We start from the raw sequence: 11,645 nt of genomic DNA on the forward strand, positions 1-11,645 counted from the left end.
TCACGGGCTGCGTTCCCACGCAGAGCGTGGGAACGATCACCTGGCGCTGTTTACTTGACGCTTATAAACGCCACATAAAAAAGCCGCCTTATAAAAGGCGGCTTCGGATTTCGCTACGGTTACGCTTGTGGCCGCATGTGCGGGAACAAGATCACGTCACGGATCGACGGCGAGTTGGTCAACAACATCACCAACCGGTCGATGCCGATACCTTCACCGGCGGTAGGCGGCATGCCGTATTCCAGGGCGCGTACGAAGTCGGCGTCGTAGTGCATCGCCTCGTCGTCGCCAGCGTCCTTGTCGGCCACCTGGGCCATGAAGCGCTCGGCCTGGTCTTCGGCATCGTTCAGCTCGGAGTAGGCGTTGGCGATTTCACGGCCGCCGATGAACAGCTCGAAACGGTCGGTGACGTTCGGGTTGTCATCGTTGCGACGGGCCAGCGGCGACACTTCGAACGGGTACTGGGTAATGAAGTGCGGCTGCTCCAGCTTGTGCTCCACCAGCTCTTCGAAAATCATCACCTGCAATTTGCCCAGGCCTTCGAAGCCCAGCACCTTGGCGCCGGCTTTCTTGGCGATGGCGCGGGCCTTGTCGATGTCGTTCAGGTCATCGGCGGTCAGCTCAGGGTTGTACTTGAGGATCGAATCGAACACCGACAGGCGCACGAACGGCTCGCCGAAGTGGAACACCTTGTCGCCGTACGGCACGTCGGTGGTGCCCAGGACCAGTTGCGCGAGTTCGCGGAACAGTTCCTCGGTCAGGTCCATGTTGTCTTCGTAGTCGGCGTAGGCCTGGTAGAACTCCAACATGGTGAATTCAGGGTTGTGACGAGTCGAAACGCCTTCGTTACGGAAGTTGCGGTTGATCTCGAACACTTTTTCGAAGCCGCCAACAACAAGCCGCTTGAGGTACAGCTCAGGCGCAATACGCAGGAACATTTCCATGTCCAGCGCGTTGTGGTGGGTTTCGAATGGCTTGGCTGCGGCACCACCCGGGATGGTTTGCAGCATCGGCGTTTCAACTTCGAGGAAGTCGCGCTTCATCAGGAAGCTGCGGATGTGCGCAATAACCTGCGAACGCACGCGGAAGGTCTGGCGCACTTCTTCGTTGACGATCAGGTCAACGTAGCGCTGGCGATAGCGCTGCTCGGTGTCGGTCAGGCCGTGGTGCTTGTCCGGCAGCGGGCGCAGGGATTTGGTCAGCAGGCGCACGCTGGTCATTTCAACGTACAGGTCACCCTTGCCGGAACGCGCCAGGGTGCCTTCGGCGGCAATGATGTCGCCCATGTCCCAGGTTTTCACCGAGGCCAGGGTTTCTTCGGACAGGGTTTTACGGTTGACGTAGACCTGGATGCGACCGGTCATGTCCTGGATCACCATGAACGAGCCACGGTTGAGCATGATGCGACCGGCAACCTTGACCGGGATTGCAGCCTCTGCCAGCTCTTCCTTGGTCTTGTCCGCGTACTGTTTCTGCAAGGCATCGCAGTAGTTTTCGCGGCGGAAGTCGTTCGGGAAGGCATTGCCCTTGGCGCGCTCGGCAGCAAGCTTTTCCTTGCGCAGGGCGATCAGGGAGTTTTCTTCCTGTTGCAGGGCTTGCGGGTCGAGTTGTTGGTCGCTCATGTCTTTAAATTTTCCATCAGGTTCGTTGTCCCCGGCCTGCGGCCGGGGATCGCCGGCAAGCCGGCTCCTACAAGGGAGTTACAGGCCAGATTTCAGGCTGGCTTCCAGGTATTCGTCGATATCACCGTCGAGCACCTTGTCGCAGTCGCTGCGTTCGATGTTGGTACGCAGATCCTTGATCCGCGACGCGTCGAGCACATACGAGCGGATCTGGTGACCCCAGCCGATATCCGACTTGGTGTCTTCCAGCGCCTGGGACGCGGCGTTGCGTTTCTGCATTTCCTGCTCGTACAACTTGGCCCGCAGCATTTTCATGGCGGTGTCCTTGTTCGCGTGCTGGGAACGTTCGTTCTGGCAGCTCACCACGGTATTGGTCGGTACGTGGGTAATACGTACGGCCGAGTCGGTGGTGTTTACGTGCTGGCCACCGGCACCGGAGGAACGGTAGGTGTCGATCCGCAGGTCTGCCGGGTTGATCTCGATTTCCACCTTGTCGTCGATCTCTGGCGAGACGAAAACGGCGGAGAACGACGTGTGGCGACGGTTGCCGGAGTCGAACGGGCTCTTGCGCACCAGGCGGTGTACGCCGATCTCGGTCCGCAGCCAGCCAAAGGCGTATTCGCCCTTGATGTGCACGGTCGCGCCCTTGATGCCGGCGACTTCACCGGCCGACAGTTCCATGATGGTCGCGTCGAAACCGCGTTTGTCGGCCCAGCGCAGGTACATGCGCAACAGGATGTTGGCCCAGTCCTGGGCTTCGGTGCCGCCGGAACCGGCCTGGATGTCCAGGTAGGCGTTGTTCGGGTCCATTTCATGGCTGAACATGCGGCGGAATTCGAGTTTGGCGAGGTTTTCCTCGAGACGGGCCAGCTCGGCGACGACATCGCCCACTGCGCCTTCGTCGTTTTCTTCGACGGCCATGTCCAGCAGGTCGCGGCAATCGCCCAGACCGGTGTTCAATTCGTCGAGGGTGTCGACGATCTGCGCCAGCGCAGCGCGCTCGCGGCCCAGTTCCTGGGCGTATTCAGGTTTGTTCCAGACAGCCGGATCTTCAAGCTCGCGATTGACTTCGGTCAGACGCTCATGCTTTTGATCGTAGTCAAAGATACCCCCGAATAGTTTCGGAGCGCTCGGACAGGTCCTTGATGGTGTTAAGGATCGGGTTGATTTCCATGGCGGGCAGCACTCGTTGGCGAACTTTTGAAAGCCGACGAGTATAACGACAAACGGCTGATAACGGCAGTCCGCTTGGCCGAAAAGGCGGGGATATGCACCATCCAGACAGCGATGAAGATCAAATGTGGGAGCGGGCTTGCTCGCGAATGCGGAGGTTCAGTCGCCAGATGCATTGACTGACACACCGCATTCGCGAGCAAGCCCGCTCCCACATTAGGTCTGCGACATCCCACAGACCGTATTCCCTACTCGATCCCCACCTGATTACGCCCATTGTGCTTGGCCAGGTACAAGCCTTTGTCCGCTGCCGAGATCAATTGCCGGCAATCGGTGCCCTGCACCGGGGTCATGGTCGCCAAGCCGATACTGATGGTCAGGCTCGCCCCTTCTGCCGGGGCAATGTGCGGAATTTTCAGGCTCGCCACCGCCTGGCGCAGCTTCTCGGCCACCAGCCGCGCACCGCCCGGCGAGGTATTGGGCAGCACCAGGGCAAACTCTTCACCGCCATAACGCGCCGGCAAATCCGAAGGACGGCTGCTGGCATCACGAATGGTCGCCGCCACCTTGCGTAACGCCTCGTCGCCTTCCAGGTGGCCGAAACTGTCGTTGTAGGTCTTGAAGAAGTCCACGTCGATCATCAGCAGCGACAGTTGGGTCTGGTCACGCATGGCGCGGCGCCATTCCAGTTCCAGGTATTCGTCGAAATGCCGGCGATTGGACAGCCCGGTCAGGCCGTCGGAGTTCATCAGCCGTTGCAGCACCAGGTTGGTGTCCAGCAACTGCTGTTGGCTGACCCGCAGCGCCCGGTAGGCCGCGTCCCGTTGCAACAGGGTCATGTAGGAGCGCGAGTGATAGCGGATGCGCGCCACCAGTTCGATGTTATCCGGCAGCTTGACCAGGTAATCGTTGGCCCCGGCAGCAAACGCCGCGCTCTTGATCAGCGGGTCTTCCTTGGTGGAAAGCACGATGATCGGGATGTTCTGCGTCGCCGGGTGATTGCGGTATTCGCGCACCAGGGTCAGGCCATCGAGACCCGGCATCACCAGGTCCTGCAGGATCACCGTCGGCTTGATACGGATCGCCTGGGCAATGGCCTGGTGCGGGTCGGCGCAAAAGTGGAAGTCGATATTGTCTTCATGGGCCAGGCCCCGGCGTACGGCCTCGCCGATCATCGCCTGGTCGTCGACGAGCAGCACCATGGCGGCGTTTTCGTCGGTCTTGAAGTCGTCGAGCTGCAAATCATTCATTTACGGTCACCTGAATTACTACCTGCAGGCCAGGACAGCGTGTGATATCGGTCATTTTGCGAATACCTCCAGCAATCGTGGCGCAATTCTGTCCAATGGGCGAATTTCAACAGCCGCGTCAATCGCCGCTGCCGCTTTGGGCATGCCGTAAACAGCACAGCTTTGCTGGTCCTGCGCGATGGTCAGGTAGCCTTGCTGACGCATCAACTTAAGTCCCTGGGCGCCATCACGCCCCATCCCCGTCAGCAGCACGCCAACGGCATCGCCATTCCAGTAGCTGGCGACGCTCTCGAAAAACACGTCGATGGACGGCCGGTAAATCTCGTTCACAGGCTCTGCGGTGTAGGCCAGCGTGCCGTTCTTCAGCAGACGAATGTGATGGTTGGTGCCCGCCAGCAACACGACACCGCTTTGGGGCGGCTCGCCTTCCCGGGCCAGGCGCACCGGCAGGCCCGAGGCACTGCTCAGCCATTCGGCCATGCCGGCGGCGAACACCTGGTCCACATGCTGCACCAGCACAATGGCCGGCGAGAAGTCCCGGGGCAAGCCCTTGAGCAGGGATTCCAGGGCAGCCGGGCCGCCTGCGGACGAACCGATGGCCACCAGGCTCTGGCGTTTGCCCGTGGCCCGCTGGGGCGCAGGCTCGGCCCGCACGCGGCTGCCACGCTGGCCAATCAGCCAGCCGATATTGAGGATCTTGCGCAACAGCGGTGCCGCGGCGTCCTTCGGATTGCCCACGCCCAGTGCAGGCGTGTCAACCACGTCCAGGGCGCCATGGCCCATGGCTTCGAATACACGGCTGACGTTGGCCTGGCGGTCGACGGTGACAATCAGGATCGCACAGGGCGTCTCGGCCATGATCTGCCGGGTGGCCTCCACACCGTCCATCACCGGCATGATCAGGTCCATCAGAATCAGGTCGGGCGTGAACTCGGCGCAACGCTGCACTGCTTCCAGGCCGTTGCCCGCAACCCACACCACTTCGTGGGCCGGCTCAAGGCTCAACGCCCGGCGCAAGGCCTCCACGGCCATGGGCATGTCATTGACGATCGCAATCCTCATGCCCGTGCTCCTCCAATCAGCTCCACCACCGCGTCCAACAGCGCGTCGTCATGGAAGCTGGCCTTGGCTAGATAATAGTCGGCGCCGGCGTCCAGTCCACGACGACGGTCTTCTTCCCGATCCTTGTAGGAAACAACCATCACCGGCAGGGATTGCAGGCGAGTATCACGGCGCAAGAGTGTGACCAATTCAATACCGTCCATGCGAGGCATATCAATGTCCGTGATCAGCAGGTCGAAGTCTTCGGAGCGCAGCGCGTTCCAGCCATCCATGCCATCGACTGCCACGGCCACTTCATAACCGCGATTAAGTAACAATTTGCGTTGCAGCTCACGCACGGTCAGCGAGTCATCCACCACCAGAATACGCTTGCGCGGTGCTTCGAGGGTTTGCTGGGTGCGTCGGGCGATGCGCTCCAGACGACCGGTATTCAGCAGTTTGTCCACCGATCGCAGCATGTCTTCGACGTCGACGATCAGCACCACCGAACCGTCATCGAGCAACGCTCCGGCGGAGATGTCCTGGACCTTGCCCAACCGGTCGTCCAGGGGCAATACCACCAGCGTGCGTTCGCCGATAAAACGCTCCACGGCAATCCCGTAGACCGCATCGCGCTCGCGGATCACCACGACCTTCAGGGTTTCCTGACTGCCCTGCCCCGGCGGGCGCTGCAGCAACTGGCTGGCGGCGACCAGGCCGACATGCCGGCCTTCGTGCCAGAAATGCTGGCGGCCTTCCAGTTGCACGATGTCGTCGGGCGCAAGATCGCACATGCGCTCGATGTGGGCCAGCGGGAACGCGTAGGCCTCCTCGCCAACTTCCACCACCAGGCTGCGCACTACCGATAGGGTCAACGGCACTTCCAGGTGGAAGCGACTGCCCTGCCCCGCCGTCTGCTCCAGCACCACCGCGCCGCGCAACTGGCGCACCATATGCTGCACCGCATCCAGGCCGACCCCGCGCCCCGAGACCTCGGTGACCTTGTCCCGCAGGCTGAACCCCGGCAGGAACAGGAACGTGAGAAGTTCCTCTTCGCTCAGGCGCAGGGCGGTTTCCACCGGCGACAAATGCCGGTCGACGATGGTGCCGCGCAGGCGCTCCAGGTCGACACCGTTACCGTCGTCGCTCAACTCCAGCACCAGCAAGCCGGCCTGGTGAGACGCCCGCAGGCGGATCAGGCCTTCAGCCGGTTTGCCGGCCAGCAGGCGTTGCTCGGGCATTTCAATGCCGTGGTCCACAGCATTGCGCAGTAAATGGGTCAGCGGCGCTTCGAGTTTTTCCAGCACATCGCGGTCGACCTGGGTTTTCTCGCCTTCGATTTCCAGGCGTACCTGTTTACCAAGGCTGCGGCCCAGGTCACGCACCATGCGCACCTGCCCGGCCAGCACGTCGGCAAACGGCCGCATGCGGCACGCCAGCGCCGTGTCGTACAAGACTTGGGCGCGTTGCCCGGCCTGCCAGCCGAACTCGTCGATTTCGGCGGTTTTTTCCGCGAGCAGCGCCTGGGCTTCGCTCAACAGGCGGCGGGTATCAGCCAGCGCTTCCTGGGCTTCCAGGCTCAGGTCGACGGTCTTGAGGTGGCCGTCGAGGTTTTCCAGGGCGCGGGCGCTGTTGCTCTGGATGCGCTTGAGGCGTTGCAAACTGGCGAGGTAAGGCTTGAGCCGCTGGGTTTCCACCAGGGACTTGCTGGACAGGTCCAACAGGCTGTTCAAACGTTCGGCGGTCACCCGCAACACCCGCTCGCCGCCTTCGGTCATGCGCTTATTTTGGCGTGGCAGTTCGGCACTGACCGGCGGCGCGGGTTCGGGCTCCGGCGGCAGGGTCAGCAGCGCTTCCATCGACAATTCAGGTTCTGGCGCGGGTGTGGGCGGCGGCGCAGGCTTTGGCGCAGCGGGCGGTGCGACTTTCTGCGACGGATCGAGCAACCGCTCCATCAATGCCACATAGGACTCGATGTCCGCCGGGCCCACGGTGTTGCCCGGCGTGGCAATGCGCATCAGCAAATCGGTGCCTTGCAGCAGTGCGTCGATATGTTCCGGCAGCAGGTACAAGCGGCTTTCCTGGGCGCTGACCAGGCAATCTTCCATCACGTGGGCCACGCTGACCCCCGCGTCCACCCCGACAATCCGCGCCGCGCCCTTCAGGGAATGGGCGGCGCGCATGCAGGCTTCGAGCTGGTCGGCCTGGGTCGGGTTGCGCTCCAGGGCCAGCAGGCCGGCGCTGAGCACCTGGGTCTGGGCGTCGGCTTCCAGGCTGAACAGCTCCAGCAGCGAGGCATCGCGCATCTGGTCGGGGGTCATGTGAGGCTCCGGGTCACGGCAGACAACAATTGCGCCTCGTCCAGCCAGCGCAGGCTGCGGCCTTTCCACTGCAACACCCCTTGGGTATAGCGGGCGCTGGCCTGGGTGCCCGACGCAGATGCCGCATTCAAGGTGCGTTCATCAATGGCATGGATACCGTCCACTTCGTCCACCGGCACCACCACGGGGCCGTCCTGCGCCGCGATGATCAGCATGCGCGGCATGATTCGTGCGCCACTGGGGCCGCTGCCGGTGCTGTCCAGCCCCAGCAATTCCACCAGGGACAGGCACGCCACCAGTGCGCCACGCACGTTGGCCACGCCCAGCAAGGCGCGGGAACGCTGATGGGGCAAGGAATGGATCGGCTGCAACGGCGCCACTTCCACCAGGCAGCGAGTGGCGATGCCCAGCCATTCTTCGCCGAGGCGGAACATCAGCAGCGAACGGGTGAGGACATCACCCTCGACTTCCGGCGTCGCGACGGGGCGGTGATCGTCCTGCTGCAAGGCATAACGGTCGAGCAGGCGCGTGGCGGCGGCGGAATACACCGAGCAATTGCGACAGTGAATGTGCTCGGCCAGCAACGGGCAGGACTTGTCACCGTGGATGCCGATGCGGTTCCAGCAGTCATCGATGGCCTGGGTATCGGCCAGGGTCAGGTTCAGCTCGGGATCCAGGGTCATGATTTACGCTCACTGTCAGCTCGCTCGCTGCGCGCGGCACGAGCCTGCAAACGCCGGGCGCCGGCGACATCGCCCTGGGACTCGAGCAACGCGGCCAGGTGCATCAAGGCCTGCGGGTGCTGGGGTTCCAGGTACAAGGCTTTTCTGTAATAACCCTGGGCTTCCAGGGCGCTGCCGGCCACATCGCTGAGCAGGCCCAGCCAATAAAACACCTGGGCCGCCGGCGGATGGCTCTGCAAATAACGCTCGCAGGCAGCACGGGCTTCCAGGCTCTTGCCTTCATTGGCCAGGGTCGCAATCTGACTGAGCAGATCGGCGGCGTCCGACTGCGGGGGCGGCGGCTTGATCGGTACCACTTGGGCACTGACGGTGCTGAACGGCCGGGGCCTGGTCGGGATAGGCGCGGCACTGCGCTGAGGAATCGGCGCGGGCATCGGCACAAATACCGGTTCAGGCGCGGGCTCCGCATGCCGGCTGAAGGCAAACGACTGCGGCACGCCAATCGAACGCATGCCCAGGCGCCCCAGCAGGCTGCCTTCGGCAGGCCCGATAAACAGCACGCCGTCGACATGGGTCAGGCCCTTGAGCACTTCAAACACCTGCTTCTGGGTCGGCTGGTCGAAGTAGATCAGCAGGTTGCGGCAGAACACAAAATCGTAGGTGGGCTCGTTGGCCAGCAGCGTGGGGTCCAGCAGGTTGCCCACCTGCAGGCGCACTTGTTCGCGTACCCGGTCGGCAATCCGGTAGCCGTCGGTTTGCTCGGTGAAGTGGCGATCGCGGAACTCGAGGTCCTGGCCGCGAAACGAATTCTTGCCGTACACCCCACGGCGGGCGCGCTCCACCGACAGCGGGCTGACGTCCATGCCCTGCACCTTGAACTGATGCGGTGCCAGCCCGGCGTCGAGCAAGGCCATGGCAATCGAATAGGGTTCTTCGCCGGTGGAACACGGCAGGCTGAGGATCCGCAGGGCGCGCATCTGCTTGATTTCGGCCAGGCGGGCGACCGCCAGCCGGCCCAGGGTGGCGAAGGATTCGGGGTAACGGAAAAACCAGGTTTCGGGGACGATCACCGCTTCGATCAGCGCTTGCTGTTCGTCGGTGGAGGCCTGCAATTGCTGCCAGTATTGATCGGCGGTCTGCGCGCTGAGCGCCATGCTGCGCTGGCGTACGGCACGCTCGATGATCGCTTCGCCCACCGAGGCAACGTCCAGGCCAATGCGCTCCTTAAGGAAGTCGAAGAAGCGTTGATCACTGCTCATCAACCCTCCTCGCCCGCAGCAAACAGCAGCGCCTGCACGTCAGCCGTCAGCAGGTCCGCCACGCCGATCCACTGCATCAAGCCACGCTCGTCTTCGCGCACCGGGCCCAGGTAACGGGCCTGGCGGTTGTCCAGGCCGTAGGGCTGGAACTCCGCCGGGTCACAGCGCAGGGTATCGGTGGCCTGTTCGAGGATCAGCCCCAGCCAGCGTGCCGGAGTGAGTGTATCCGGCTGATAATTGACCAACACCAGGCGCGTGCTGGTGCGGGCCTGGGCCGGCGTACCGAAGGTCAAGGCACTGAGATCGATCACCGGCACCATTGCCCCGCGATGGGCAAAGATCCCGGCGACCCACACAGGCGCATGGGCAATGGGCTTGAGCGGCAGGCGCGGCAGCACCTCGGCCACTTCCGTGGCCTTGAGGGCATACCGTTCATTACCGATGTGAAACACCAGGAACAGTGCTTTCTTCACTGCCGCAACAGCACCGCGTTTAGCCGCGAGGTCGTTCATCAGACTTTAAAACGCGACACGCCGCTGCGCAGGCCGACGGCGACCTGGCTCAGCTCGTCGATGGCAAAGCTGGCCTGACGCAGGGACTCCACGGTCTGGCTGCTGGCATCGCCCAACTGCACCAGCGCATGGTTGATCTGCTCGGCGCCGGTGGCCTGGGCCTGCATGCCTTCGTTGACCATCAACACCCGTGGCGCCAGGGCCTGCACCTGATGGATGATCTGCGACAACTGCTCGCCCACCTGCTGCACCTCGAACATGCCACGGCGCACTTCTTCAGAGAACTTGTCCATGCCCATCACCCCGGCCGACACCGCCGACTGGATCTCGCGCACCATCTGCTCGATGTCGTAGGTGGCCACGGCGGTCTGGTCGGCCAGGCGCCGCACTTCGGTGGCTACCACGGCAAACCCGCGACCGTACTCACCGGCCTTCTCGGCCTCGATGGCAGCGTTGAGGGACAACAGGTTGGTCTGGTCGGCGACCTTGACGATGGTCACCACCACCTGGTTGATGTTGCCGGCCTTCTCATTGAGGATCGCCAGCTTGGCGTTTACCAGGTCAGCTGCGCCCATCACCGAGTGCATGGTTTCTTCCATGCGCGCCAGGCCTTGCTGGCCGGAGCCGGCGGCCACCGAGGCCTGATCGGCGGCGGTGGAGACTTCGGTCATGGTACGGACCAAGTCCTTGGAAGTAGCAGCGATCTCCCGCGAAGTAGCGCCGATCTCGGTGGTCGTCGCGGCGGTTTCAGTGGCCGTGGCCTGTTGTTGCTTGGAAGTCGCGGCAATCTCGGTGACCGAGGTGGTGACCTGTACCGAAGAGCGCTGTGCCTGGGACACCAGGGCGGTGAGCTCGGTCATCATGTCGTTGAAGCCGGTCTCTACTGCGCCGAATTCGTCCTTGCGTTCGAGGTTCAGGCGTTTGCTCAAGTCGCCGGTGCGCATGGTTTCGAGGATGTCGACGATGCGTTTCATCGGCGCCATGATCGCGCGCATCAGCAGCAGGCCGCAGAGGCCAGCGGCGAGGATCGCGAGGATCAGCGAGACGCCCATGCTGATTTTTGCAGCGGACACGGCGTCGTCGATAGCGTTGGTGGCGCGGTCCGCGACGTTTTTGTTTTCGGTGATGATGTCGTTGAGCTTCATGCGGCCTGCGGTCCAGGTCGGGGTCAGCTCGGCGTCGAACAGTTTGCGGGCGGCGGCCACGTCGTGGTTCTGCAGGTGGTCGAGAACGCCGGACAGGGCCTTGTTATAGGCCTGGTGCAGGGCTTCGAATTTATCGAATTCGGCCTGGTCCTCGCCGCCGTTGATGGTCGCCTTGTAATTGGCCATCTGGGTGAGGATACGGGTTTCGAAAGACTTGAAGTCGGTCTTGTCGGCGTCGGTGAGGCCCTTGTCTTCGCGCAGGCCAATGATATCGAGGGTTTGCAGGTAACTGTCGACCCAGGCACTGCGGATCATCGAACTCAGGTACACCCCCGGGACTGCGTCGTCACGGACTGATTCTTCGCTGAGTTCGATCTTCAGCAGGCGTGAATACGAGACCACTACCATCAGCAGCATGATCGCGATGATGACCGCAAAGCTCGCCAAAATCCGTTGGCGCAAGGTCCAGTTCTTCACAGTAATTCCTCGAGGGCCATTCAAATGGAGAGGAGTATAGCTGAGCGGATGCCATCATTAATCAACGGGTTGTGGGATCTGGGTCACGCTCGGGGGAGGAAAGTTTTCTTGGGGGGGCATATCCGTTGCTGCGGTAACGGCTGCTATTGGTTCCGCTCTTAC

The 11,645-nt window shown here is 62.4% G+C and carries 9 protein-coding genes; all 9 read right to left on the reverse strand.

The genetic code is table 11. The annotated features are described in order from the left end of the window. Positions 1 to 119: 119 nt before the first annotated feature. Positions 120 to 1,622 (reverse strand): lysine--tRNA ligase, encoded by a 1,503-nt coding sequence (lysS, locus tag HX873_RS19125; RefSeq protein ID WP_003219243.1) that lies wholly within the window; start codon positions 1,620 to 1,622, stop codon positions 120 to 122. Between the two features lie 78 nt (positions 1,623 to 1,700). Beyond that, positions 1,701 to 2,796 (reverse strand): peptide chain release factor 2 gene (gene prfB / locus HX873_RS19130; RefSeq protein WP_096236834.1). Its coding sequence is split into 2 segments (ribosomal slippage): positions 1,701 to 2,723 and positions 2,725 to 2,796, totalling 1,095 coding nucleotides; the frame shifts between segments, so codons are not numbered across the junction. Positions 2,797 to 3,043: 247 nt separating this feature from the next. Next, entirely contained in the window at positions 3,044 to 4,045 is a 1,002-nt protein-coding gene (locus HX873_RS19135) for a diguanylate cyclase (protein WP_003219248.1), read from the reverse strand. Positions 4,046 to 4,096: 51 nt separating this feature from the next. Continuing rightward, positions 4,097 to 5,107 carry a chemotaxis response regulator protein-glutamate methylesterase gene (locus HX873_RS19140; RefSeq protein ID WP_003219250.1) on the reverse strand — a complete coding sequence of 337 codons (1,011 nt, stop codon included), beginning with the start codon at positions 5,105 to 5,107 and terminating at the stop codon, positions 4,097 to 4,099. Further along, complete coding sequence (locus HX873_RS19145; RefSeq protein ID WP_102368209.1) at positions 5,104 to 7,407, reverse strand: hybrid sensor histidine kinase/response regulator; 2,304 nt, start codon at positions 7,405 to 7,407, stop codon at positions 5,104 to 5,106. Before HX873_RS19145 ends, HX873_RS19140 begins: the two co-directional genes overlap by 4 nt. Further along, positions 7,404 to 8,090: a chemotaxis protein CheW gene (locus tag HX873_RS19150; protein WP_102368208.1), complete on the reverse strand. Its 687-nt coding sequence runs from the start codon at positions 8,088 to 8,090 to the stop codon at positions 7,404 to 7,406. Before HX873_RS19150 ends, HX873_RS19145 begins: the two co-directional genes overlap by 4 nt. Continuing rightward, on the reverse strand, positions 8,087 to 9,349 hold the full coding sequence (locus HX873_RS19155) for a protein-glutamate O-methyltransferase CheR (protein WP_134325821.1): 1,263 nt from the start codon (positions 9,347 to 9,349) through the stop codon (positions 8,087 to 8,089). The genes HX873_RS19150 and HX873_RS19155 overlap by 4 nt, the downstream gene beginning before the upstream one ends. Continuing rightward, positions 9,349 to 9,861, reverse strand: coding sequence for a chemotaxis protein CheW (locus tag HX873_RS19160; RefSeq protein WP_177069471.1), 513 nt, complete (start codon positions 9,859 to 9,861; stop codon positions 9,349 to 9,351). The genes HX873_RS19155 and HX873_RS19160 overlap by 1 nt, the downstream gene beginning before the upstream one ends. Further along, positions 9,861 to 11,423: a methyl-accepting chemotaxis protein gene (locus HX873_RS19165; protein ID WP_371316498.1), complete on the reverse strand. Its 1,563-nt coding sequence runs from the start codon at positions 11,421 to 11,423 to the stop codon at positions 9,861 to 9,863. Before HX873_RS19165 ends, HX873_RS19160 begins: the two co-directional genes overlap by 1 nt. Positions 11,424 to 11,645: the final 222 nt, after the last annotated feature.

The sequence above is a fragment of the Pseudomonas sp. P7758 genome, assembly GCF_013386485.1.
In the GTDB taxonomy this organism is placed as follows: Bacteria; Pseudomonadota; Gammaproteobacteria; order Pseudomonadales; family Pseudomonadaceae; genus Aquipseudomonas.

What these genes read in the sequence shown, in the direction of transcription:
- lysS (WP_003219243.1), bottom strand. Translation starts at nt 1,622, where the DNA reads ATGAGCGACCAACAACTCGACCCGCAAGCCCTGCAACAGGAAGAAAAC.
- HX873_RS19135 (WP_003219248.1), bottom strand. Translation starts at nt 4,045, where the DNA reads ATGAATGATTTGCAGCTCGACGACTTCAAGACCGACGAAAACGCCGCC.
- HX873_RS19140 (WP_003219250.1), bottom strand. Translation starts at nt 5,107, where the DNA reads ATGAGGATTGCGATCGTCAATGACATGCCCATGGCCGTGGAGGCCTTG.
- HX873_RS19145 (WP_102368209.1), bottom strand. Translation starts at nt 7,407, where the DNA reads ATGACCCCCGACCAGATGCGCGATGCCTCGCTGCTGGAGCTGTTCAGC.
- HX873_RS19150 (WP_102368208.1), bottom strand. Translation starts at nt 8,090, where the DNA reads ATGACCCTGGATCCCGAGCTGAACCTGACCCTGGCCGATACCCAGGCC.
- HX873_RS19155 (WP_134325821.1), bottom strand. Translation starts at nt 9,349, where the DNA reads ATGAGCAGTGATCAACGCTTCTTCGACTTCCTTAAGGAGCGCATTGGC.
- HX873_RS19160 (WP_177069471.1), bottom strand. Translation starts at nt 9,861, where the DNA reads ATGAACGACCTCGCGGCTAAACGCGGTGCTGTTGCGGCAGTGAAGAAA.
- HX873_RS19165 (WP_371316498.1), bottom strand. Translation starts at nt 11,423, where the DNA reads ATGCTGCTGATGGTAGTGGTCTCGTATTCACGCCTGCTGAAGATCGAA.